The 24305-nt window shown below is 65.6% G+C and carries 19 protein-coding genes; 5 read left to right on the forward strand and 14 right to left on the reverse strand.

Features of this window, described 5'->3' with window-relative positions:
* Window positions 1–23 precede the first annotated feature (23 nt).
* The 3 genes from CWS39_RS10170 to CWS39_RS10180 all read right to left on the reverse strand — a co-directional run bounded on the left by CWS39_RS10170 (window position 24) and on the right by CWS39_RS10180 (window position 3743).
* Window positions 24–518, reverse strand: a complete 495-nt coding sequence (locus CWS39_RS10170) for a DUF6912 family protein (RefSeq protein WP_102142792.1) — start codon at window positions 516–518, stop codon at window positions 24–26.
* A 9-nt stretch (window positions 519–527) separates the two neighbouring features.
* Window positions 528–2270 (reverse strand): BCCT family transporter, encoded by a 1743-nt coding sequence (locus CWS39_RS10175; RefSeq protein ID WP_102142793.1) that lies wholly within the window; start codon window positions 2268–2270, stop codon window positions 528–530.
* Window positions 2271–2333: 63 nt separating this feature from the next.
* The gene (locus CWS39_RS10180) at window positions 2334–3743 is read right to left on the reverse strand and encodes a WS/DGAT/MGAT family O-acyltransferase (protein ID WP_102142879.1); all 1410 of its coding nucleotides are present in this window, start codon (window positions 3741–3743) and stop codon (window positions 2334–2336) included.
* A gap of 417 nt (window positions 3744–4160) precedes the next feature.
* Between CWS39_RS10180 and CWS39_RS30275 the strand changes: the two genes are divergently transcribed.
* On the forward strand, window positions 4161–4418 hold the full coding sequence (locus tag CWS39_RS30275; protein ID WP_431306110.1) for an Rv3235 family protein: 258 nt from the start codon (window positions 4161–4163) through the stop codon (window positions 4416–4418).
* Here the strand turns inward: CWS39_RS30275 and secA are convergent.
* From secA to CWS39_RS10220, 7 genes are all read right to left on the reverse strand, one after another.
* Window positions 4415–7252 (reverse strand): preprotein translocase subunit SecA, encoded by a 2838-nt coding sequence (gene secA, locus CWS39_RS10190; RefSeq protein ID WP_102142794.1) that lies wholly within the window; start codon window positions 7250–7252, stop codon window positions 4415–4417. The genes CWS39_RS30275 and secA overlap by 4 nt on opposite strands.
* Before the next feature lie 90 nt (window positions 7253–7342).
* On the reverse strand, window positions 7343–7984 hold the full coding sequence (gene hpf / locus CWS39_RS10195; RefSeq protein ID WP_199178046.1) for a ribosome hibernation-promoting factor, HPF/YfiA family: 642 nt from the start codon (window positions 7982–7984) through the stop codon (window positions 7343–7345).
* Between the two features lie 344 nt (window positions 7985–8328).
* Window positions 8329–8958, reverse strand: a complete 630-nt coding sequence (locus CWS39_RS10200; protein WP_102142796.1) for a ComF family protein — start codon at window positions 8956–8958, stop codon at window positions 8329–8331.
* Window positions 8959–9013: 55 nt separating this feature from the next.
* Entirely contained in the window at window positions 9014–10753 is a 1740-nt protein-coding gene (gene lpqB / locus CWS39_RS10205; protein WP_102142797.1) for an MtrAB system accessory lipoprotein LpqB, read from the reverse strand.
* A complete protein-coding gene (mtrB, locus tag CWS39_RS10210) occupies window positions 10750–12402 on the reverse strand; it encodes an MtrAB system histidine kinase MtrB (RefSeq protein ID WP_102142798.1) in 1653 nt (550 codons plus the stop codon). Before mtrB ends, lpqB begins: the two co-directional genes overlap by 4 nt.
* Before the next feature lie 22 nt (window positions 12403–12424).
* The gene (gene mtrA, locus CWS39_RS10215) at window positions 12425–13111 is read right to left on the reverse strand and encodes a two-component system response regulator MtrA (RefSeq protein ID WP_102142799.1); all 687 of its coding nucleotides are present in this window, start codon (window positions 13109–13111) and stop codon (window positions 12425–12427) included.
* 48 nt (window positions 13112–13159) lie between these two features.
* Window positions 13160–13789 carry a dTMP kinase gene (locus CWS39_RS10220; protein WP_102142800.1) on the reverse strand — a complete coding sequence of 210 codons (630 nt, stop codon included), beginning with the start codon at window positions 13787–13789 and terminating at the stop codon, window positions 13160–13162.
* A gap of 91 nt (window positions 13790–13880) precedes the next feature.
* Between CWS39_RS10220 and CWS39_RS10225 the strand changes: the two genes are divergently transcribed.
* Genes CWS39_RS10225 through CWS39_RS10240 form a run of 4 tightly spaced genes read left to right on the forward strand, consistent with a single transcriptional unit; the run spans window position 13881 to window position 18783 of the window.
* Window positions 13881–14636 carry a WXG100 family type VII secretion target gene (locus CWS39_RS10225; RefSeq protein WP_102142801.1) on the forward strand — a complete coding sequence of 252 codons (756 nt, stop codon included), beginning with the start codon at window positions 13881–13883 and terminating at the stop codon, window positions 14634–14636.
* Between the two features lie 6 nt (window positions 14637–14642).
* Window positions 14643–14930 carry a WXG100 family type VII secretion target gene (locus tag CWS39_RS10230; protein ID WP_102142802.1) on the forward strand — a complete coding sequence of 96 codons (288 nt, stop codon included), beginning with the start codon at window positions 14643–14645 and terminating at the stop codon, window positions 14928–14930.
* On the forward strand, window positions 14921–18370 hold the full coding sequence (locus tag CWS39_RS10235; RefSeq protein WP_102142803.1) for a WXG100-like domain-containing protein: 3450 nt from the start codon (window positions 14921–14923) through the stop codon (window positions 18368–18370). Before CWS39_RS10230 ends, CWS39_RS10235 begins: the two co-directional genes overlap by 10 nt.
* Entirely contained in the window at window positions 18370–18783 is a 414-nt protein-coding gene (locus CWS39_RS10240) for a hypothetical protein (protein ID WP_233213435.1), read from the forward strand. The genes CWS39_RS10235 and CWS39_RS10240 overlap by 1 nt, the downstream gene beginning before the upstream one ends.
* Window positions 18784–19607: 824 nt before the next feature.
* Here CWS39_RS10240 and CWS39_RS10250 read toward each other — a convergent pair.
* From CWS39_RS10250 to alkX, 4 genes are all read right to left on the reverse strand, one after another.
* Entirely contained in the window at window positions 19608–20627 is a 1020-nt protein-coding gene (locus tag CWS39_RS10250; RefSeq protein ID WP_102142805.1) for a tetratricopeptide repeat protein, read from the reverse strand.
* Entirely contained in the window at window positions 20624–21835 is a 1212-nt protein-coding gene (locus CWS39_RS10255) for an AAA family ATPase (RefSeq protein ID WP_199178036.1), read from the reverse strand. Before CWS39_RS10255 ends, CWS39_RS10250 begins: the two co-directional genes overlap by 4 nt.
* A gap of 297 nt (window positions 21836–22132) precedes the next feature.
* A complete protein-coding gene (gene ahcY / locus CWS39_RS10260) occupies window positions 22133–23602 on the reverse strand; it encodes an adenosylhomocysteinase (protein ID WP_102142807.1) in 1470 nt (489 codons plus the stop codon).
* A gap of 70 nt (window positions 23603–23672) precedes the next feature.
* A complete protein-coding gene (gene alkX, locus CWS39_RS10265) occupies window positions 23673–24305 on the reverse strand; it encodes a TetR family transcriptional regulator AlkX (protein ID WP_199178047.1) in 633 nt (210 codons plus the stop codon).

Below are 24305 nucleotides of genomic sequence, written 5' to 3' on the forward strand. Positions count from 1 at the left end.
CTCCTGTTCAATTGTTGTGAGGATCAAAGTAATTCGAGCAGGAACGGCAGTTCCTGCGGCGCGTACCAGGCCAGGTCGTGGTCCTGGGCGTCGCCGACGGTCAGCTCGGCATCCTCGTCACCGAGGTCGGCTTCGTCGACGACGTCGATCGCGGCGCGCACCGCAGGCTCTGCGTCGGCGTTGTCGACATACGCCGCGATCACGTCGTCGAGCGCCACCGGCGCCGACAGCCGCACCACCGCGTCGTCGAGGTCCGGGCGCGCCGTCGCGCCGTCGACCTCGGCCTCCACCACCGCGCGCCGCGGCGGCAGGTCCGACGAGTCGTCACCCAGCAGTCGCAGCGAGGCGAGCGCGGCCTCGCGCAGCGCCACGTCGGCCAGTTCGTCGTCGTCACCCTCGGCGTAGGACTCCCGCAGCGCCGGCGTCACCGCGAATGCTGTGCCGTTGACCGCCTGCAGCGATCGGTCGGCGACGAGCTGCTGCAGCATGGCCAGGGTCGCCGGGACGTAGACGCGCACCCAGCGAGGTTATCTGCCATCTCCGTCGGCCGCCGGATCCTTCTCCACCGAGATGATGAAGTCGTCGCCGTGTTGGGTGACGCCGTGGATCACGGCCTCGTTCACCGCCTCGCGGGCGTATTCGCGGCGCACGATCTTCGGGTCGTGCTGCAGATCCTTGACCAGCGCCACCGCCAGACCGACCATCACCACCACGAACGGCAGTGCGGCGATGATGGTGATGGTTTGCAGGCCGTTGAGCGCGTCCGCGCCGCCCACCAGCAGCATCACCGCCGCCACCGCTCCGGTGGCGACACCCCAGAAGATGACGGTGCCGCGGGTGGGTCGGATCGTGCCGCGCTCGGACAGCGATCCCATGACGATCGACGCCGCGTCTGCGCCGGACACGAAGAAGATCGATACCAGCACCATCACCAGGATGCTCGCCACGGTGGCGATCGGATACTGGTCGAGCAGGCCGAACAGCTGTTGCTCGATGGTGTCCTGCCCGGCCAGGTCGGCGCCGTTCTGCTGTTCGCGGATCGCCGCGCCGCCGAATACGCAGAACCACACCAGCGACACCACGCTCGGCACAAACAGCACCCCGGCGACGAACTGCCGGATGGTGCGGCCGCGGGAGATCCGGGCGATGAACATGCCGACGAACGGAGTCCAGGAAATCCACCACGCCCAGTAGAAGACGGTCCACGACTGCAGCCAGGTCTTCACCTCGGCGCCCTCGGCGCCGGTGCGCGCCGACATCATCGCCAAGTCCTGGAAGTAGCTGCCGACCGATGTGGGCAGCAGGTTGAGGATGAAAACCGTTGGGCCGACGACGAATATGAACAACGCCAGCAGCAAGGCCAGCACCATGTTGATGTTGGACAGCCACTGAATGCCCCGGGCGACGCCCGACACCGCAGACAGCACGAAGGCACATGTCAGAACCACGATGATGCCGACCAGGATGGCGTTGCCGGTTTCGCCTATGCCGCCGACGATCTGCAGGCCACTGCGGATCTGCAGCGCACCCAGACCCAGCGACGCGGCCGAGCCGAACAGCGTCGCGAAGATCGCCAGCATGTCGATCACCTTGCCCCAGGGGCCGTTGGCGCGCGATCCGAGCAGCGGCTCGAACGCCGCGCTGATGAGTTGCAACCGGCCCTTGCGGTAGACGCCGTAGGCGATCGCCAGGCCGACCACCGCATAGATGGCCCACGGGTGCAGCGTCCAGTGGAACAGCGTGGTGGCCATCGCGTTGGGCACCGCCTCGGCGTTGCCGACGGGGCCGGTGCCGGGTGGCGGCGACGCGAAATGCGACAGCGGCTCGGCCACCCCGAAGAACATCAGGCCGATCCCCATACCGGCGGAGAACATCATCGCGACCCAGGACACGGTGCGGAACTCCGGTTCCTCGTCGTCGCGCCCCAGCGGGATGGTGCCGTATTTGCCGACGGCCAGATACAGCACAAACAGCACAAACCCCGACGCGGTCAGCACGAACAGCCAGCCGGTGTTGTTCATGACCCAGCTCAGGGCGCTGTCTGAGGCGGTGGCCAGCGAACTGGTGGACACGAACCCCCAAGCCAGAAAGCCCAGTGCGACCACCGCGGTGACGCCGAAGACGACCCAGTCGAGCCCGCGATGGCGGGTGACTGCCTCCTCGTCGATCGGCACATCGAGCACCGGATGCGGGACGACGTCCTCCGTCGGCGCCTTGAATGCGGCTTTGGTGTAACGCGCGGTTCTACTTTTCTCTGGGCTCGTGGTCATGGTGAATTCATCAGACCGTAGCCACAGCGGTGAGGTCAAACACCTACGACGACGTTTGGCGAATTACTTCGCCGCTTCCAGCAATTCGTCCAGAGATTCACGCAGCAGACCGGGTATCACGTCGACATCGCTCATGGCGTCGCGGTCGGCGTTGATGCCGAAATACAGCATCCCGTTGTAGGATGTGACGCTGATCGCCAGCACCTGGTTGTGCAGCAGCGGCGGCACCGCGTAGGTCTCCAGCAGTTTGGTGCCAGCCACATACATCTGCTTCTGGGCGCCGGGCACATTGGTGATCAACAAGTTGAACAACCGCGGCGTGAAACTCGTCGCGACGCGAATTCCCATGGCGTGCAACGTCGGTGGCGCGAACCCCGACAGTGTGACGATGGTGCGTGCGTCCACCAGGCTGGCCGCGGTGGAATGGGACTCGGTGGCGTGCGCGATCTGGGACAGCCGGATGACGGGATTGCCCTCACCGACGGGCAGGTCCACCAGAAACGGCGACACCTCACTGATGGCCTGCCCGGGACCCGCCGCGTCGAGTTCGTTTTCGGGATACACCGACATGGGCGCCATGGCCCGCACCGTCGTGGAGGTGCCCACCGGCTCGCCGCGGGACAGCAACCAGTTGCGCAGCGCTCCGGCGATCACTGCGAGGACGACGTCGTTGACGTCGCAGTCATAGCGGGCGCGGACCAGCCGGTAGTCCTCGAGTCGGTGACTCGCCACGGTGAACCGGCGATTACGCGACACCGTGGTGTTGAGCGGACTGCTGGGCGCGGTGCCCCGCGCGAACGTCTTCGCGACGACGGCGGCGCGCTTGCCGACCTCGACCAGCTGCCCCGCGTTGGTGGCCACCTCCGTCACCGCAGAGCGCACCGCCGCCAATTGTTCGGCCGGCCGGGTGATCCACTCCCCGATCGCACCGAGCAGCAACTGCCGGTCGCTGGGTTCGCGCGCGGGGATCCAGATATCCTCGCCGAACTCCGGCGGCTTCGCCGTGCGGTCGGCGATGACGTGGCCGATCTCCAGCGCGGTCATCCCGTTGACGAGCGCCTGATGCGATTTGGTGTAGATGGCGACGCGATTGCGGGCCAGCCCCTCGACGAGGTACATCTCCCACAGCGGACGCGACTTGTCCAGCGGGCGCGAGCCCAGCCGGGCGACCAGGTCATGCAGCTGCGCGTCACTGCCCGGCGACGGCAGGGCGGAACGCCGGATGTGGTAGGTGATGTCGAAGTCGCGGTCGTCGACCCACACCGGCCGTGCGAGCCCCAGCGTCACCTCCCGCACCTTCTGCCGGTATCGCGGGATCTGCGGCAGCCGCTGTTCGACTGTGGCCAGCAAGGTCTCGTAGCTCAAGCCATTACGCGGTTTGCGCAGAATCGACAGCGAGCCGACGTACATCGGCGTCGACGTGTTCTCCAGGTGGTAGAACGACGCATCCGACGCCGACAAGCGGGTCACCATCGCGGCCGCCACCCTCTCCTTTTCTCCCTGAAGCTGTCGTTGACCCCGTCACGTTAGCCGCCGATTCTGTGCCCGCGCATTACGGGTGCATCGGGGTGGCTGCCGGCCGTGCCATCATTGGTGGGTCTGCGACTCTCCGGCAGATGCCCGCCCCGTGTGCCGATCGTTGGAGAGTCGCCGTTGACCACATCCCGCGTTCCATCTCAGCGAAGGTCGTTCACGTCGCCGGTCGTCGACTACGAGCCGCCGCCGGAGCCGGTTGGCATGACGCCGCTGTGCCCGTCACCGTCGCCCGCGGCAGTGCGCCGCCCTACGCCGCGCCCCTTGCGCTCAATTCCCCGCCCGCCCGTTCACGAAACACCGCTCCCCCGTGCGGCTTCCGCGTTCACCGAGACGGCCCTGCGCCAGGTACTCGAGGTGATCGATCGGCGCCGGCCGATCGCCCAGGTGCAGTCGGCATTGACGCCGACACTGCTCGACGTGGTCCAGACGCTGTCGCGGTCGCGCTATCCGACCGCGGCGACGCTGCAACGGGTGCGGCTTCGCGCAGCCGGTCCGACGGCCGCCGAGGTGTTCGCGACGTACACCCGCGGCGGGCGGGTGCGGGCCATCGCCGGGCGCGTCGAACTGGCCAGAACCAACCGCTGGCAGCTGGTCGCGCTCCAGATCGGTTAGCGCCGGTGCGAGTTCGGCTTTTTGGCGGCCTTGGCTTGTCGACGGGCGGCCTCGCGACGCTCCCGTCGGGTGCCGCCGCCCGACGGTGCGGCGTGCCTGCCGCCGCTGCCGTGCTGCACCTGCGCCGAGCCGTCCTCCGCCGGCCCGGTGTAGGTGAGCGGCGGCGCCTCATCCTCGATTCCCTTGGCCCGCAGGGCGGTTGGCCGCTCTTTGGTGGCCACTGCCGCGTCGCGGGATTCGGCCTGCGCCTGGGCGGCCGCAGCCTGGGCGAACTCGGTGAGACCCTGTGGCGGCACAACGGGTGCCACCTGGGCGGCCGGGGTGGCGGGCACCGCCTCGACGGTGACGTTGAACAGGAAGCCCACCGACTCTTCCTTGAGCCCCTCGAGCATGCCGACGAACATGTCGTAGCCCTCGCGCTGGTACTCGACGAGCGGGTCGCGCTGCGCCATCGCCCGCAGGCCGATGCCCTCCTTGAGGTAGTCCATCTCGTAGAGGTGCTCGCGCCACTTGCGGTCGATCACGTTGAGCAGCACGTTGCGTTCGAGCTGGCGCATCGCGCCCTCGCCGGCGATCTCCTCGAGCTGCTTTTCGCGTTCGGCGTAGGCCCGCTCGGCGTCCTTGATCAGCGCGTCGAGCAGCTCCTCGCGGGTCAATTCGCCGGCCTCGCCGACCGCGTCGGTGTCGATGAGGTCGTGGTAGTCGATGCCGACCGGGTAGAGCTGTTTGAGCGCGGTCCAGAGCTGTTCGAGGTCCCAGTCCTCGGCGTAGCCCTCGGCGGTGGCGCCGTCGACGTAGGCGGTGATGACGTCGACCAGCATCTGGTGCGCCTGCTCGGCGAGGTTCTCACCCTCGAGGATGCGGCGCCGCTCCTCGTAGATGACCTTGCGCTGCTGGTTCATCACCTCGTCGTACTTGAGGACGTTCTTGCGGACCTCGAAGTTCTGCTGCTCGACCTGCGTCTGCGCGCTCTTGATCGCGCGGGTGACCATCTTGGCCTCGATCGGCACATCGTCGGGCAGGTTCAGCCGGGTCAGCAGAGCCTCCAGCGTCGCGCCGTTGAAGCGCCGCATCAGCTCGTCACCCAGTGACAGGTAGAACCGGGATTCGCCGGGGTCGCCCTGGCGCCCGGACCGGCCTCGCAGCTGGTTGTCGATGCGCCGAGACTCGTGACGTTCGGTGCCCAGCACATACAGGCCGCCGGCCTCGATCACCTCTTTGGCCTCGCGGGCGCACTCCTCCCTGACCTGGGGCAGCAGCTCATGCCAGGCCGCCTCGTATTCGTCGGGCGTCTCGACGGGATCCAGGCCCTGCTCGCGCAGCCGCTTGTCGGTCAAGAAATCCGGGTTGCCGCCGAGCACGATGTCGGTGCCACGGCCGGCCATGTTGGTGGCGACGGTGATGGCGCCGACGCGCCCGGCCTCGGCGATGATCGCCGCTTCCTTCTCGTGGTACTTGGCGTTGAGCACATTGTGCGGGATGCGCCGCTTGGTGAGCTGCCGTGACAGGTACTCGGACTTCTCGACACTGGTGGTGCCGATCAGCACCGGCTGGCCCTTTTGGTAGCGCTCCTCCAGGTCATCGACCACCGCGATGAACTTGGCTTCTTCCGTCTTGTAGATCAGATCGGAGTTGTCGGTGCGGATCATCGGCTTGTTGGTCGGGATGCTGACCACGCCGAGCTTGTAGATCTCGTGCAGCTCGGCGGCCTCGGTCTGGGCGGTGCCGGTCATGCCGGCGAGCTTGTCGTAGAGCCGGAAGTAGTTCTGCAGCGTGATGGTGGCCAGCGTCTGGTTCTCGGCCTTGATCTCGACGTGCTCTTTGGCCTCGATGGCCTGGTGCATGCCCTCGTTGTAGCGCCGGCCGACAAGCACGCGGCCGGTGAACTCGTCGACGATGAGCACCTCGCCGTCGCGGACGATGTAGTCCTTGTCGCGCTGGAAGAGCTCCTTGGCCTTCAGCGCGTTGTTGAGGTAGCTGACCAGCGGCGAGTTGGCCGCCTCGTAGAGGTTGTCGATGCCGAGCTGATCCTCGACGAACTCCACCCCCAGTTCGTGCACGCCGACGGTGCGCTTGCGCAGGTCGACCTCGTAGTGCACGTCCTTTTCCATCAGCGGCGCGATGCGGGCGAACTCGGTGTACCAGTTCGAGGCGCCGTCGGCCGGGCCGGAGATGATCAGCGGGGTGCGGGCCTCGTCGATCAGGATGGAGTCGACCTCGTCGACGATGGCGTAGTTGTGGCCACGCTGGACCAGGTCCTCGAGCCGGTGCGCCATGTTGTCGCGCAGATAGTCGAAGCCGAACTCGTTGTTGGTGCCGTAGGTGATGTCGGCGTTGTAGGCGACCCGCCGCTCGTCGGGTGTCATGCCGGACAGGATCACGCCGACGTCCAGGCCCAGGAAGCGGTGCACCCGGCCCATCCACTCGCTGTCGCGTTTGGCCAGGTAGTCGTTGACGGTGACGACGTGCACGCCCTTACCGGCCAGCGCGTTGAGGTAGGCCGGCAGCACCGCCGTCAGCGTCTTGCCTTCACCGGTCTTCATCTCGGCGACGTTGCCGAAGTGCAGGGCCGCGCCACCCATCACCTGCACGTCGAAGTGGCGCTGCGACAGCACCCGCCAGGCCGCCTCGCGTGCCACCGCGAACGCCTCGGGCAGCAGGTCGTCGAGGTCTTCGCCGTCTTTGACACGCTTGCGGAACTCGTCGGTCTTGGCTCGCAACTCGGCGTCGGTGAGCTTTTCGACGTCGTCGGACAAGGAGTTCACATAGTCGGCAACCCGAGCGAGGCGCTTGACCATGCGGCCTTCACCGAGACGGAGCAACTTCGACAGCACGCTATTTCCCCTGTGGGCTAGATGGATCTCATGAAGTATTAGACGAGGTCCATCCTAGGTGACTCGTCGAATTGCCTGGTCGGACGCGGATCAGGCCAGGCGAATCAGCCCGTAATCGTAGGCGTGGCGGCGGTAGACGACTGACGGTTTGTCGGTCTCCTTGTCGTGGAACAGGAAGAAGTCGTGCCCGACCAGCTCCATTTCGTAGAGCGCGTCGTCGACCGTCATCGGTTTGGCCGGGTGCTCCTTGACCCGCACGATCCGGCCGGGCTCATGGTCGTCGACGGTGACGTTGAGGGATTCCTCGGTTGACGTCCGCTGTTCGGTGGTGTCGGGCAGCGGGGTGATCTTGGTGGCCTCTGCGAGGGAGAGCGGCGTCTTGTCCCCGTAGTGGATCTTGCGACGATCCTTGTGCCGGCGCAGCCTGGCTTCGAGTTTGCCCACCGCTGATTCGAAGGCGGCATAGAAGCTGTCCGCGCAGGCCTCGCCGCGGACGACCGGTCCGCGACCGCGCGCGGTGATCTCTACGTGTTGACAGTTCTTGCGCTGGCGCCGGTTGCGTTCATGCTCCAGTTCGACGTCGAAGAGATAGATGGTGCGGTCGAATCGCTCCAGCCGCGCCAGCTTCTCGGCCACATAGATGCGGAAATGGTCGGGAATCTCGACGTTGCGGCCCTTGACCACAACTTCGGCGTTTGGCGCGGGGGTCGGCGTCTCGTCCTCGACCACCATCGTGCGGTCGGAGTCCACGGATTGGCTTGACATGCTTGGCAACTCGTTTCTGTACGGAGTCCACGCGCAATGCGTGCCGGGCGTTATCACATTTCGCGCCGGGTGGGCCGCTGCATCGCATTCATCTCGCTCCGCCCACTGGCGCAAGGTGTCGAGTACTCACCTCCTACCGTTGTGCGGCGAAGTGGCGCGTCGGGTCTGAGCGCCGCCGTGAAGGCGTTCACGGGTGGTTGGTGCCGACGGTAGTCCGTGTTCACCCACTCGTGCCACTAATTTGGGCGACCTGTTTTCAGTTCTTCACGTCGGTTTGATCTTCGGGTAATTGGCCCCGGTGTCAGCGGGGCTCAGGCGTGGGCGAGGGCCAGCACACCGGCCACCTGAGCGCCCGCGGATCGCAGGATTCGCACCGACTCGGCGGCGGTGGCGCCGGTGGTGACGATGTCGTCGACGACAAGGACGGTGCCAGTCACGGGCGTGCACAGTTTGACCCGGCCGGCGACGTTGCGCTGCCGGTCGGTGCTGGACAGACCCACCGAATCGCGGACCCACGCCCGCATCCTCAATGCATTTCGCACCGTGACGCCGGGATGCCCGGCGGCGGCCTTGACCGCCATCCGGGTGACCGGATCACCCCCGCGGCGCCGGGCGGCCGTGCGGCGGGTGGGCGCCGGCACGACGGTGAGCGGCGTGCCGACGACGCCCCACTCCAGCAGGTGGTGCAGCCCGTGTTGCAGGGCGGCGGCCAGCGGGTCGATCAGGTCGGCGCGGCCGTGCTCCTTCATCGCGACGATCGCCTGCCGGCGCGCGCCGGCGTAGCGGCCCAATGACAACACCGGCGCCCCGGGATCGAGGCGCGGCGCGACGATGTGCGGTTCGTCGCACTTCACCTGGAGTTCATCCGCGCAGGCCGGGCACCAGCGTGTCGAGGGCGCTCCGCAGCCGCCGCACTCCAACGGCAGCACGAGGTCGAGCATGTGGGCAGTGTGGCGGTCAGGGCCGACAACGGTGTGCCTCGTGGGCTCAAACCGCTCAGCCCGGCAGCACCGGCCGGGCGCCGGCCACCATCAGCGGCCGCACCTCAGCCCAGGCCGGGTCATCCTCGGCGGCCGAGCCCGACAGCTGCAACACGCCGCGTTGGTCGGCGACGTACACCGTCGACGGGTTCGCCGCGACGGTCGTCACCGGCATCAGCAGATTGCGGCTCGGCCCGTCGGAATTCACCCCGTCGAGGTTGACGTAGGACACCGGGTGTTGAGGATCGGTGCGCGACACCACGATGTCGTCGCCGGTGCGCCACGCCAGCGACACCACCGTGTTCTTCAAGCCGAATCCGAGCCGCCGCGGATGCGTCAGCGCGAACTGCCCGTCCTTCGTCTCTTCCACACTGGCGAGCACCACCTGACCCTCGATGACCATCGCGGCACGGGTGCCGTCGCGCGATAGTTGCAGTTCGGCGATCACGCCGGGGAAGCGCGTCGTGACGGCGGTGGAGTCGACCGGGATGCGGGCCGGCTGCCCGGAGGCGTCCTGAATCACGCGCACCACGTTGATGCCGTCGACCACCACCCACACCGCTTCGTCGAGCGACCAGCTGGGCCGCGAGATGCTACGGGCTTCCATGCCCCGTCCCGCGCTGCCGCCCAACGGACCGATCCACAACGTCGCACCGGGTGGTTCCGCCACCACCGACGCCGCCTCTTGTCCGCTCCGCGACAAAGACGCTGCCACCTGATTGGGCGCCTGCCCGAACGAACCGGGCACCCGCGACGTGCGCTGGCCGTTCAGCGCGACCAGCGACCCGCCGACGAGCGCGTGCAGGCCGGCAGCGGCACCGTCGGCCGCACCGGGATCGGTCGCAGCCACATCGGCGGTCTCCCAACCTTCAGCGAACCGGTCATCAAGCGGGGCCCCGTCGGCGTTGATCACGTACGGCCCCTGGATGCCAGCACGCGACAGCGTCCAAATGATCTGCGCGGCAAGCAATTGACGGCTGTGCGGATCGGTAGTGGACAGGTTCTCCAGGTCGATGCGGGCACCGCCGTAGCCCCGGCCGACGCCGGTCTTGCCGCCGTCGGCACGGGTGACCGGGCCGCGCAATTTCAACGGCGCGCCGAGCAGATTGCGGACCGTGTTGGCCATTTCAGGGCGTGGCCCGGCGATGAGTTTGGTGACCAACTCGGTGGCGAGCTGATCGGGGTCGGAAACCGCGACGTAACGCGGGTCGGGTACGACGGTCTTACCGGTGGGGTCGACAAAATAGAGGGTGTTGCGCTTGTAGGTGGCCTGAAACTGTTGCCAGTCAAGGAAAACGCCGTTGGGCAGCTTGTCGATGCGCCAGCCGTCGGGGGTCTTGACCAGTTCGATCGGCCCGGGGTCGGGCAGCGCGCCCTCGGCGGTTTCGAACACGCCCATATCTGACAGCGAGCCCAGGATGTCGGCGCGCATGCTGACCGAAACACGTTCGGGCTCACGGGTTTCGACGAAGACGACGCGGTCGATCAGCAGCGCGCTGCCGGCGTCGTCCCAGGTGTTGGACGCCGACTCGGTGAGGAACTGGCGGGCGGCGAGGTGACGATTGGCGGGATCGGCGGTGGCCTTGAGGAATTCGCGCAGCAGCACGTCGGGATCCATGCCCGGGGTCGGCTTGGGAAGTTTGGGCGGTGCGGGCCGGTCGACGGTGCCGATGGCCTGCGGAGCCGATGAACTGGGTACGCCGGCGCAACCGGCGAGTGCCAGCACGAGCGCAACCAACAACAGCAGGCGGCTCACACGTTCTCCGGCGCGGGCTCGGGCTTGCGGGTGGGGCGTCGGCGCGGAACACGTTTGCGACCAACAGGTTTCAGCGGCAACGGGCTGGTGGTCACCTTGTGCCCGCGCACCAGCGGCAGGGTGAGCCGGAAGCAGGCGCCCTTACCGGGTTCGCCCCAGGCTTCCAGCCTGCCCTGGTGCAGGCGGGCGTCCTCGATGCTGATCGCCAGGCCCAGACCGGTGCCGCCGGAGCGGCGTACCCGTGACGGGTCGGAGCGCCAGAACCGGCTGAACACCAGCTTCTCCTCGCCGGGCCGCAGTCCGACGCCGTAGTCGCGCACCGTCACTGCGACGGTATCTTCGTCGGCGGCCATGCGGATCCGTACCGGCTTCTGCTCGGCGTGGTCGATGGCGTTGGCGATGAGGTTGCGCAGGATGCGTTCGACGCGGCGGGCGTCGACCTCGGCGATGACCTCTTGGCTGGGCAGGTCGACGATGAGTTCGATACCGGCGTCGTCGGCGAGGTGGCCGACGTTGTCCAGCGCGCTTTGCACCGTCGAACGCAAATCCACCGATTCGACGGACAGTTCGGCGACACCGGCGTCGTGTCTCGAGATCTCGAGGAGATCGTTCAGTAGCGTCTCGAACCGGTCCAGCTCGCTGACCATCAGCTCGGTGGAGCGGCGCAGCGCCGGGTCGAGATCTTCGCTGTGGTCGTAGATCAGATCGGCGGCCATGCGCACCGTCGTCAGGGGGGTGCGCAGCTCGTGGCTGACGTCAGAAGTGAAGCGGCGCTGCAGATTACCGAATTCCTCCAACTGCTGGATCTGCCGCGACAAGCTTTCGGCCATGTCGTTGAACGACACCGCCAGCCGGGCCATGTCGTCCTCGCCGCGCACCGGCATCCGCTCGGTGAGATGGCCTTCGGCGAAGCGTTCGGCGATGCGCGAGGCCGACCGCACGGGCAGCACGATCTGACGGGCGACGAGCAAGGCGATGGCCGCCAGCAGACCCAGCAGCACCACCGCGCCGGTGGCCATGGTGCCGCGCACGAGCGCGATGGTGCTCTCTTCGTTGTTCAGCGGAAAGATCAGGTACAGCTCGAGATTGGTCACCGGCGAGGACGTCGGGCTGCCGACGATGAGGGCGGGTCCGGAGAAGCCCTCGGTATGCACGGTCGCGTACTGGTAGCTGACCTGACCGGCCTTGACGAACTCGCGCAGGGCCTCGGGCACCTGCTGCACGGGACCGGCCGACGTTGCGGCGCGAGGTCCGTCGCCGGGGACGAGCAGCACCGCGTCGAACGCACCGGCCAGCCCGGCGCCCGCGTCGGCCTTGCGGTCGATCAGCGTGTTGCGGGCCAGCTGCAGGCTGCTGTCGAGGGAGCGGGTCTCCTCACCGCCGACGATGCCGCTGACGGTGTTACGGGCGCGCTCGATCTCCTCGGTGGCGGCGCGCACCTTGATGTCGAGGATGCGGTCGGTGATCTGCGAGGTCAGCACGAAGCCGAGCACCAGGATGACGGCCAGCGACAGTCCGAGCGTCAGCGTCACGACCCGCAGCTGCAGAGAGCGGCGCCAGGCAAGGCCCAACGCCCGACCCAGCGCGCCGAGCCCGCGGAGAAGTGGTGCAGAACGCCGATGGATGCGCCGCCTCGAGCTCCAGATCACGGCGACCGCCAGGCGGACAATGTCACGGGGGTCCGGCCTTGTATCCCACTCCTCGAACGGTCAACACCACCTGCGGGTTCTCCGGGTCCTTCTCGACCTTGGCCCGCAGTCGCTGGACATGCACGTTCACCAAACGGGTGTCAGCGGGGTGACGGTATCCCCACACCTGTTCGAGCAGCACATCACGAGTAAACACCTGCCGTGGTTTCCGTGCCAATGCGACCAACAGGTCGAACTCCAGCGGCGTCAGCGAAATCTGCTCGCCCTGCCGGGTGACCTTGTGGGCGGGCACGTCGATGTCGATGTCGGCGATGGACAGCAGCTCGGCGGGCTCGTCCTCATTGCGGCGCAGCCTTGCTCGAACGCGTGCCACCAATTCCTTGGGTTTGAACGGCTTCATCACGTAGTCGTCGGCGCCCGACTCCAGACCGAGCACCACGTCGACGGTGTCGGTCTTGGCGGTGAGCATGACGATCGGCACGCCCGAGTCGGCGCGCAGCACGCGGCACACGTCGATGCCATTCATGCCGGGCAGCATCAGGTCCAGCAACACCAGATCGGGCCGCAGTTCGCGGACCGCGGTGAGTGCCTGCGTGCCATCGCCGACGACTGCGGTGTCGAAACCCTCGCCGCGCAGCACGATGGTCAGCATCTCGGCCAGCGATGGGTCGTCGTCGACGACAAGAATCCTTTGCCTCATGGTGTCCATGGTGTCACCAAATCGCGACAAAACGCGGGTAGCACACGGGCGAGTCGGCTAGGGAGCCAGGTCGGCGGCCAGTTGGGCGGGGTCGACGTCGGGGCCGGCCTTGCGCCAGCGCCCGCACCAGTTGGCGTCGGCGAGCGCCTGGTAGACCGCGGCGGTGCGGCGCTGCAGGGCGTCGTCGCGTTCGTAGGAGTCCCGCGCCCGGTTGGCGTCCTGGTTGGCGCGATGGTTGGCGCGTTCGGCGGCCAGCTCGGTGGGGACGTCCAGCAGCACCTGCCAGTCGGGGGCGGGTAGGCGCAGGCGCTGGTATTCGAGCTCGCGCACCCACTGGACCACTTCGCCGTCGACGTCTTGGTGCAGGCGCGCGGCGCTATAGGCGGCGTTGGAGGCGACGTAGCGGTCCAGCAGCACGACGTCGTAGGCGGCCTGCAGGTGGTCGATCTCCTCTTTGGCGTTCGCGCGGTCGAGGGCGAACAGGGTGGCCATCGCGTAGACGGAGGTGGCGAGGTCGCCGTGCTGGCCGTGCAGGGCCTCGGCGGCGAGGTCGGCTTCGATGGAATGCCCGTAGCGGGGGAAGCTCAGCTCGGCGACCGACTTGTGGCGGTTTTCGAACGCCGCACGCAGGCCCTGGGTCAGGGTGTGCTTGCCGGCGCCGTCGACGCCCTCGATCGCGATGAGCACGCGGCGAGCCTAACTGGTGCAAGGAACCGCCCGTGAGCGCGGATAAGCTGCGAAGTCGGAGTTAGCCGTCTCGTGACCGGGAGTTCGTCGCATGGATCGTTCGGTAGAGGTCGTCACGTCAGAGTTGTCTCTGGCTGCGGCGCGTCTGCAGGACGCCGGGCAGCGTCTGCAGGACGGGTTGTCGAGCGTCGACTTAGAGACCAGGGAGTTGCTGGGTTCGGGGTGGAAGGGTCAGGCCGCATCTGCCTATGGGAAGGCTTGGGAGCAATGGCATAACGGCGCCGGACAGGTTGTCGCAGGCCTGCAGCGGATGTCGGAGCTGTTGACGATCGCCGCCAACGAATACGCCAAGACCGACGAGCAGGCCGCCGATGCGGTCGGCTCGTCGTTCGAGGCCCCAGCCGGGTCGGTCGGCGGCGGCGGTCCGAGCGCCCAGGGCGCCGTTCAGAGCGGAAGCGGCGGCGCGAGCAGTCAAGGTAGCGCCAGTGGAGTGGACGGCTTGGCGCAGCAAATGAACTTGGCGCAGCCGATGATGCAATCGGCCTCGCAAATGGGCCAAGTCGGAGGTCAATTAGGGGCTCAGGTAGTTCAGTCGCTGGCACAGGCCGGGCAGATGGCCGCCGGGTTGGCGCAGCAGGCCGCAGAGAGTAACGCGGACGACACCGATGACCCGAACAATCCTGGACAACCGTCGGACGCGTCCAAGGAACGCGACCCTGAATCGGAGCAGCACGGTGGCGCAGCGCCGTCCGCGACTCCCCTACAGACTGCACCCGTCGAGTCTTTGAGGACTGACCCACAGCCATCGGCTGGCCGTGAAGGGCCCGTCGGGCGGCCGGCTGACTAGGAGGCGATGACGATGCTGGTTGTCGATTTTTCCCAGCTGCAGGCGGCCATCGATCACATGGCTGCATTTGAACGCGAGGTCACGGAGTGTCTAGAGGACGTTGATCACAGCATGGCCGCACTGCGGGCATCGTGGCATGGATCGGGGTCCGACGCTCAGGCTCAGGCGCAGCAGCAGTGGGAGGACGGCGCCGAACAGATGAAGACGGCGTTATCACAGTTACAGAAGATCGCTGAGGCCGCGCGCAAGAACTACTCGGATGCGGTGAGCAAGAACGGTCAGATGTGGGAGTAGTCGGCGCGAATAGCGGATCCGGCGGCTCAGGTATACGGATTGAGGTTGATCCGGAGGTACTGATCCGTGCGGGCCAGCAGCTGGGGGCGCTGGGGTCGCAGCTGGCAATGCTGTCAGACGTTCTGGGCGCGGCGTTGTCGAGTGGAATCGCATCGGGCACAGATCCGGCGGGTATGAGCTTCGGATTGCAGTACGGCCGCCAAGCTCAAGAGTTCGCGAACGCGTTAGCCGATGCCGCGAATGCCTACAAAGGCGTGGGATACATGTTGGAGGCCACCGGTTCCAACTACAAGAATGCTGACGCGGCTTCGACTATCGGCGGAGGCACGCCCGCAGCGGGTCTGGGCGGTGAGCCGAGCAAAACAACGGCCGGCGATGCGTCCGAGGGGCCGAACTCCAGTGTCGTACCACCTCCGCTCAAATGGCATTTGATCCAACCGTTCCTGCGGGTGCTACCCGGGATCGGACTGTTCGCGAGCGCCGCGATGACATGGCCGTCGGGAAACTCGGCGATGATGCGGGTCACCGCCGCACAGTGGCGGAATCTCGGCCGCGGATTGTCTGTGTTCGACGACGATATGGCTGCGTTGAAAACGGCTGTGTCGCTTCAGAATATCCCCGAGGGCGCAAAGATCAATGAGGCGCTTGGCAACCTAGGACAAGCGTTGTCGAGCCTGTCGGACACGGCTTCGACGATCGCACAGGGGATCGACGATTTTGCCAGCGGCGTGCAAGAAACCCAAGACGCCATCCGCCGATTGCTGGACAGGTTGTCGGTCGGCGGCTTGTTCGACACAGTGAAAGGCTTCCTCACTGGCGATGGAGAGAAGATCCTTCGCGAGATCGCAGATGACGTAAGTGATGTGCTGGAGAATTTCCAGAGTCAAGTCAAGGGCGTTGTCGGACTCCTGGAGGAGCTCACCAATGTAATCGGTGATGCGGCAACGGCATTTCAGAAGTGGATACGGCCCGTCCGGGAGGCCACATTCGGCGATGAAGTGGGCGGGTTCCTTGCCGACACTGTCACGCTGTACACAGATTTTCAGGTCGGCGTGACCACCGGTCTGATCAGCACGGTGTCGGGCGTGGTGGCAATGGCGGATATTGACACCTGGAAGGGCATGGCCGATTTGGCCATGTCGGTGGCCGAGGATCCGTCGACTCTGCCCGGCGTGTTGGAAAACATGGGCAAGGAGTTCGTGGCATGGGATAAGTGGTCGGGCGACCATCCCGGCAGGGCAGCGGGCGAGGCCGCGTTCAATATCGGGTCATTGTTCGTCCCCGGTGGCGCATTCTCGAAGACGGGCACTCTCGCCAAGGGCCTGAAGATGACGAAAGGCCTTCTGGACGAAGGAAAACTGGGCAAGCTCGGCGATCTGACCAGTCTTGGACCAACTACGCGCAATCTGGACAACCTGGACGACTTCGGTGGGTTTGGATCCAAGGGTCCCGAGGCTCCCGAATTCAAGCCAGGACCGGCGATCCCCGAGTCGATCATCAACCCGGACGGACGCACCGGGTTCGAAACACCCTCGAGCCAGCGCGAACTCGAGAGCCCGACGGGGCCGCCCGACCCGCCGTCATCGACGGGAACTCGCGGTGGACATGAATATCCTGGCGACGGCGGTGGTCCGCCACCTGACCCGCCGGGGCGCACAGTCGGACCATTTGAGTCTGGGCCGGGGAATGTGGACGGGCAATCGCCGGCATCTGCGGGGCCTGGGTTCGACTCGTCGCACTCGGCCGGGCCGTCGGCGCCATCCTCTGGCGAGCAGATGTCACCTATTACCGACCACACGCCCGAATCACCCAGTGCCACAAGCCCTCACGATGGTGTCGGTTCGGGGTCCGAACACGGGCAGACATCGGCCAGTCATGAGCCGAGGACACCGGAGACGCCCGGCAACGGCCAGGTGACCGACCAACGGGCTGGCCCCTCGGTGGGCCAGGATGCTGGCGCGAGCGGTGTCGAACATCAGGCACCGAGCCAACAACACCAGCCCGGTTTGGGCGATTACAGCGGACGACCGGATGACCGTGTGGCCGCGCCCGTCGGCCAGCAGCCGACTCAGGTGTCTGAGCCGCCTGGCGGGCACGACCGTACTGCCGACGGCGGTGCTTCTCAGGAGCAACCACAGACGCCGAGCAACGGCGACCGTCAGGATGCTGGTCCGGCGGCGCCGGGCGTGATGCCGGCGGCGGGTATGCCGACGGCGTCACCGGCTGCGGGTACGGTTCACAGTCCTTCCGACAGTCCAGCGGCCAGGCCGAATACCCCGGAGACCACCACGCGCGGGCCCGACGGTAGAACTACGCAATCCACATTGCCGGAGGGCCCACGGGCGCAACCTCCTGCTGCCGCCGGCCCCGCGGCAGCCACGCCATCAGCACCAGTGAATCCGGTTGCAGCGCAATCTGTGCCAAGTTCGACGAGCGATTCACATTCCTCGTTCATGGAAGCCAACGACGGCCCAACTAGCGGGGGTCCGCCTGAGAATCATCGCCAGTCCATCGATTCCAACAATGACCGACGGGTCGACGCTCCTATCGCGCCGGGCCACTCAGGCGATCCTGACGCGCCCAGCCGCCCGAACCAAACGCAGCCCCATGACGACGGCACGGAACTGGAGGGAGCCTACGTAGACTCGCAGTCCGACCCTGCTGAGCCCACAACGAACCCACCAGGAGACCAAACCGACTGGGACGACAACAGATCGCGAACCTACTCGTTGATGGATGAGAGTTCGCACACCACAGCGTTCGCCCCAGAGCAACTGCTCGACACCCAACGCGTTTCCGAAGCGCTGAGCAATCACGCTGTCAGCAGGAGCGACTTTGTTGAACTGATCAACAAGCCAACCGACACGCTCACGCCAGCGGAGCGGGACCTGGTCAATTCCGTGCGCGACGCGTTGCCCTCGCCGACCAGGGATACGGTAATGCAGAAGGTAATTCCGCCTGGGTATTTCGATGACGCGGGCAACTTTGTCCAGAGCCGAGCCGACGACTACATCATGGAAAACAATCCTCGTGTGGTCGTCGATCAAATGGGCGGCGCGGTCACCGTGGCAGGTGACACTGCCCATCTCTCAACACCCGCGCGAATCTATGATGGCTTGCGCCTCGATTACACCGACTCCCCGTTTGAGCGGTACGACGCTGGAACCCACATCATCCGGTTCCAAGCGGACCCAGGCTCCTCCGGTTTCTACGACGTCCCGCGAAACTCAGACATGGGAGGTGATGGGTCTTACGACACGTGGGACGATCCGTTCACAGGCAACGCGTTCACGAAATCGGCGGACGATGTCATTCCGGAATACATTGCAAAGAACATCACGATGCGAGACGGCGCCGAGATGTGGGAGGTCCTCGAAGATGGGACCCAACGCTTGGTGGCGGTCCTCAAAGACAGCGAATGGATTCCGCAGGGGAACTGATGAGTGAGGTTCCAGTGACTGGCGCACTTGCGGAGTACCGCGGACAGCGAATTCCTATCCTGTTCGGTGGTGACGATTGGGTGGCTTTGCCCACAGAAACCGGAATTGAAATGCCGGACGCGTTCGCTTATGGAGAGTCCCGCGTTGGACCAGGCCACTACCAACCATGGGCGAAAGTGCCTATGTCTGCTCTCGATGGTGTCATCGACGTTGTCGTCAGCGGGAGACTTGAGGGACATACCGTGTCACTCCGACGGCGATTGCCAGACGGCCGGATTGTGGTGGAGTTTGTCGGTCCTCCATCCGTGGCCAAGGCACTCGGACTGGAGGGGGACCAGTACATGGGCTGGACCGGCCTAGTCGCTCTTGAGGAGTTGAAAGACATAAGCGTCGAGGAGACCCGTCGTGCCTGAGCCACTCGTGTTGCAGAAGTTGCTCGCTGCGCCGATCGCTAGGGCCATCGTGGAAGCGGGATTCGACGAAGTCAGCGGCTACGTCACAGCGGCATCAGCAGTAGCGGGGCTGAGGACTCCAGGGGAACTTTTGGCGGCCTACGGTGTCGACGCTGCTCCTCAGTTCGTGGATGTAATACGGTTCAGGCAACCGCGCTTGGCACGGTTCAGCACACCGACTGACGCCCAGCGCCCGTGGCAGACCTTTTCGAACGGCTTCCTGCTAGGTGAGTCACTAGCACCAGTATGGAATTTGGGGCGGACTCGATACTCATACGGCGCCGAGTATTGGCGAATCCGCTCTGACGGTGAGCAGAAGTGCTTGTCACGCTATGAGGGTGTTGCCCGAGGCTGGACGGGCGCGCGGCAATGGCGGCCGCCCAGCCCGATGGTGGGCACCCTAGCGCGTTGGCGAGGTAACGAGTTCTTCGCCGACGTCGTAGCGGAAAGCGTGCTACTCACCACAATTGCCGACGATGGGCCGGCGGGTTTTGAACAGATCCAGGCACGCGCGTGGTCTACGACAGCCGCTCTGTTCGAGTGCGAGGTGTTCGAAAGGGTGGTCACGGCCGAGTTGGACGGTGTGCCCGTGCGCCTGCTGCGAACCGCAGGAGGCACAGCTGAGGTGCTTCTACTCTCCGATGACCCAGCCGTCGCCGAGCGAGTGGGGGCTGGGCTCGTGGAACCCGGGGTCTACGAAATGGTTGTGACTGCCAACCGCCTGTCCAATCTTCAGGGTGTCGAGAACCAGTTGGCTCCGACAAACGGGTGACCTCTCGTTGTCACTACTGCCCGGAGATCCATCCAAGCACTGTCAACCCGACGACCCCGATGAGTAGCAACGGCCCCGAAACATCTGTCAGCGGCGTCGACCCTAACGCCGCTGTGACCATCCCGGCGATGATCGCGAGGGTCACAAAGACCAGCCGTATCGCGAGTAGGAGTCGCTCCCGCATCACCGCACGCAAAACCGGCCGGGGCACACCGCGCAGCGTCCAGACGACCGCCGCAGCCAACGCGAGGGTGATCAGAGCTGCAAGAACCCTCGGCAGAACCGTCGATTTGGATTCCTCATGCAGTGCCATCACAGCGATCAGCGCGACCGCCAGGAGGACCACCGACGCCGTCGCCAGCCGCAGCACGCGGGTGAATGCGACACCAATGTTGCGTCGGGCCAACGGCCCCAAATCCGGATCCAGTCGGCCCGCCCCATGAAGGCCGCGGAGCGCTTGGATCGTCTTTCCACCGCGCAGGCGGCTGATCGCCAGATTGTGCACTGCAGAGGCATGATCGGGTTCCAGCCGTAACGCCGCTTGGTAGTCGGCCTCGGCCACTGACGAATCCCACAATGATGCCTGAATGTCGCCACGCAGGACCAGCGCGTCCGCCGACGAAGGGTTCAAGCGCAGCGCCTCGTTGATCACGACGAGTGCTTCACGTTCGCGCCTCGCCTCATGCAGCATGTTGGCGTAAATATAATGGGCGGCATAGGAATCCGGATGCTCGGTGGCTGTCTTCCATGCCATCCACAGGGCTTCCGGAAGCCGACGTTGTCCCTGCAGGGCAAGGGCATAGAGCCGCATGGCGTATTCGTTGTTAGGCGCAGCGGCGAGCGCCCCATGGGCGGCTGACGCTGCGCCCCAATAGTCCTTGAGGCCCAAGCGCGCCCGAGCATAACGTGCAAGCAGCCCGGGATTCTCGGGGTCTTCAGCCAAGGCCGGCTGTAGCACTTCGGCGGCGCGCTGGAAGTTCCCCGTCCGCAGATACACGTCAGCGACATCGCTGACATCGTCAGCCGCCGTCACCGAAACTTCATGCGTCGCAGATACTTAGCGAGCTCATCGTAGGTGCCGTCGCGATTGCTGAATTCCACCACGTTGCGCGCAGTCTCAAACCACGGGCCCGTTGATGGCCTGATCTGCGCCAGCGCAGCCTCGATATCCGACATCTGAACCGGCCGAACCTGACCGCTGCGAAGGGAATCTGCCATCGCCAGTTGCGTTGCGGTATCGCACATGTGGGCGAGATCCGCACCGGAGAATCCGTCGGTGCGCTTGGCCACCGACACCAGATTGATGGCTTCCACCGGACGATCCTGCAAGTGGAGCTTCGCGATCGCCGCACGCGCCTCCGCGTCGGGAAGCGGGACAAAGATCATCCGGTCGAATCGACCAGGACGACGCAAGGCGGCATCCACGTCCCATGGCGCATTGGTGGCGCCTAGTACGTAAACGCCGTCGTTATTCGATGTGGCCGAGTCGAGTTCCTCCAGAAGCGCGTTGACGACGGTGCGCAAACCGGCTGAGCCGCTCAACGCCGACCGACGGTGGCCAAGCGCGTCCAGCTCGTCGAAAAACAGCACGCAGGGAGCGTTACGACGCGCGTTGTCGAAAATCGCGCGAATACTGTGTTCGCTCTCACCCAGCCAACGGGATAGCACATCTGCGATCCCGACCTGATAGAAGTTCGCCCCGAGCTCCCCCGACACCGCCTTCGCGATAAATGTTTTTCCGCACCCCGGCGGGCCGTAGAGCAGGAGCCCACCACGCGCGGAAACCCTGTAGGCCCTCATCAGCTCTGGGTTACGGATAGGCCCCAGCAGTGACAGCTCAAGCTGTTTCTTGACCGCATCCATGCCGGCAATATCTGCAAGCCGAACAGAACTGCGTTGCACTGCGTCAAAGTCGTTCTCGTTGACGGCCACGCCCGGCTCCTCGACAAACGCGGGCTTGACGATGTCGGCGACCTCCTTCTCGGCGGCCGTCCAGTCAAAATTCCCGTCCGTCGCGCCAGGCGAGGTTTGGCCCGAAAGTGCCGCACTGCAGCGTTGCAACAAAGACAGTGCACCGGCGTGGCCGGCGTCTTGGGCCAAGATCGCGCTGCAGTGGCTCAGAGCTTCGGCGAAGCGTTCTCGCTCCACCAGCAAGGTGGCCAAGTGTAGGCGCAACTCGACCATGTCAGGACTACGCTCGACCGCTGCAGCTAACTCCTGGATGACCCCATCCTCAGCCACGGACACCCCCTCAGTCGGTGACCGAATCCTATCTGGCCGACCATGCTCGTCTCGGCGTATACCTGGCGCGACGGCACCGCCGACGAATCACGATGCCCGGCCGGGACGAAGCCCATCGCCTATAAACAACCCGCGCGACTGTACTGTCTCGAACCGGTTGCTTAACAACGACCCTCACGCAAGAGTCCCGACACCCCGCGCACGCATCCGCGAGATTGCGCTGAGGCAGGCCGCTTCTCGTACTTTCGCTGCCTGCACGCAATCTCGCGGCGAAGGCCACGCAAGGCCAAGCCAAACTCAGTAGCGGTAGTGCTCCGGCTTGTACGGGCCCTCGACGTCGACGTTGATGTACTCCGCCTGCTCTTTGGTGAGCTTGGTCAGCTTGCCGCCCAACGCCTCGACGTGGATGCGCGCCACCTTCTCGTCGAGATGCTTTGCCAGCCGGTACACCTCGTTGTCGTAGGTGTCGTTCTTGGTCCACAGCTCGATCTGCGCGATCACCTGGTTGGAGAAGCTGTTGCTCATCACGAACGACGGATGCCCCGTCGCATTGCCGAGATTCAGCAGCCGGCCCTCGCTCAGCACGATGATCGACTTGCCGTCATCGAACGTCCACTGGTCGACCTGCGGCTTGATGTTCAACCGCTTCGCGCCCGAGCGCTCCAGCGCCGCCATGTCGATCTCGTTGTCGAAGTGGCCGATATTGCCCAGGATCGCCTGATCCTTCATCGCCCGCATGTGCTCGAGCGTGATGATGTCCTTGTTGCCCGTCGCCGTCACCACGATGTCGGCGCTGGAGATCGCGTCCTCGACCGTCACCACGTCGAACCCGTCCATCAGCGCCTGCAGCGCGTTGATCGGGTCGATCTCGGTGACCTGCACCCGAGCACCTTGTCCCGCAAGCGATTCCGCGCAGCCCTTGCCGACATCGCCGTACCCGCAGATGAGCACCTTCTTGCCGCCGATCAGCACGTCGGTGCCGCGGTTGATGCCGTCGATCAACGAGTGCCGGGTGCCGTACTTGTTGTCGAACTTCGACTTGGTCACCGAGTCGTTGACGTTGATCGCCGGGAACGCCAATTCGCCGGCCGCCGCGAACTGGTAGAGCCGCAGCACGCCCGTCGTCGTCTCCTCGGTCACACCCTTGACCGACTCGGCGATCTTCGTCCACTTGGTCTTGTCGGTTTCGAAGCGCTCCCGCAGCAGCGCCAGGAACACCTTCCACTCCGCCGGATCATCGTCCTCGGCGGGCGGCACCACACCGGCCTTCTCGTACTGCGCGCCACGCAACACCAGCATCGTCGCGTCGCCACCGTCGTCGAGGATCATGTTGGCCGGTTCCCCCGGCCACGTCAGCATCTGCTCAGCGGCCCACCAGTACTCCTCGAGCGTCTCGCCCTTCCACGCAAACACCGAGACGCCCTTGGGCTCCTCGGGCGTGCCGTGCGGGCCGACGACGACGGCCGCCGCGGCGTGATCCTGCGTCGAGAAGATGTTGCACGACGCCCACCGCACCTCAGCACCCAGCGCCGTCAGCGTCTCGATCAGCACCGCGGTCTGCACCGTCATGTGCAGCGAGCCCGAGATCCGCGCCCCCTTGAGCGGCTGAACGTCGTGATACTCCCGCCGCAGCGCCATCAGACCCGGCATCTCGTGCTCGGCCAGCCGGATCTCCTTGCGGCCGAATTCGGCCAGGGACAGGTCGGCCACCTTGTAGTCGATGCCGTTGCGGACGTCAGCCGTCAGCCGCTGCTCAGTCGTGGTCATGCTTCTACTTTCCCTCAACGCCCGAATTACTTAGCTTGGTTACACAGTAGTCGGCGCGCGGAAGGCGCCGCTAATTCTGTTCGATGACACCGTAGCGTTCGGCGAACGGCGTCATCAGCCGGGCTAGGTCGCGGGCCACGTCGTGGTCGGCCTCCGGCGGCATCGAGATGTAGCTCATGGCCAGCCGGACGATGGCCCGGGCGAGCACGCCGGAGTCCTCCTCGCTGGCCCGCACCCAGCTCTGCTGGAAGGTCTCGGTGAGCCGCTGCGAACAGCGGGTGATGATCGGGCCGCTGTCGGTGGTGATGAGCTGCAGCAAGTCGGGTTTGGTGCCCCCGGTGAGCAACGAGATGACCAGCGGATCAGCCGCGGACGCGGCGAAGAAGTCGCGGAACCCCTGCAGGAACGCCGCGTAGATGTTGCCGACGTTGCCCTCGATCGCACCCTGAATTTCGTCGACGAGCCGATCGGCCAGCCGCAATGCGTACCCCTGCGCCAAACCCTGCCGCGACCCGAACTCGTTGTAGATGGTCTGGCGGCTGATGCCCGCGGCCTTGGCCACATCCGACAGCGTGATCGCCGACCAGTCGCGCGTCTGCAACAGTTCGCGCATGCCGTCCAAAATCGAATCGCGCAGCAACACCCTCGACGCTTCGGCGTAGGGGATGCGCTGCGCGCTTCGACTTTCCACACGCGCGACAAT

It is taken from the genome of Mycobacterium hubeiense (assembly GCF_002838065.1).
Taxonomy (GTDB): domain Bacteria; phylum Actinomycetota; class Actinomycetes; order Mycobacteriales; family Mycobacteriaceae; genus Mycobacterium; species Mycobacterium hubeiense.

Bases quoted from the DNA above. Each gene is read 5' to 3' on its own strand.
- ahcY (WP_102142807.1), bottom strand. From the start codon at position 23,602: ATGACCACGACTGAGCAGCGGCTGACGGCTGACGTCCGCAACGGCATC.
- CWS39_RS10225 (WP_102142801.1), top strand. From the start codon at position 13,881: ATGGATCGTTCGGTAGAGGTCGTCACGTCAGAGTTGTCTCTGGCTGCG.
- mtrA (WP_102142799.1), bottom strand. From the start codon at position 13,111: ATGGACACCATGAGGCAAAGGATTCTTGTCGTCGACGACGACCCATCG.
- CWS39_RS10180 (WP_102142879.1), bottom strand. From the start codon at position 3,743: ATGGTGACCCGCTTGTCGGCGTCGGATGCGTCGTTCTACCACCTGGAG.
- hpf (WP_199178046.1), bottom strand. From the start codon at position 7,984: ATGGTGGTCGAGGACGAGACGCCGACCCCCGCGCCAAACGCCGAAGTT.
- CWS39_RS10230 (WP_102142802.1), top strand. From the start codon at position 14,643: ATGACGATGCTGGTTGTCGATTTTTCCCAGCTGCAGGCGGCCATCGAT.
- CWS39_RS10200 (WP_102142796.1), bottom strand. From the start codon at position 8,958: ATGCTCGACCTCGTGCTGCCGTTGGAGTGCGGCGGCTGCGGAGCGCCC.
- CWS39_RS10175 (WP_102142793.1), bottom strand. From the start codon at position 2,270: ATGACCACGAGCCCAGAGAAAAGTAGAACCGCGCGTTACACCAAAGCC.
- CWS39_RS10240 (WP_233213435.1), top strand. From the start codon at position 18,370: ATGAGTGAGGTTCCAGTGACTGGCGCACTTGCGGAGTACCGCGGACAG.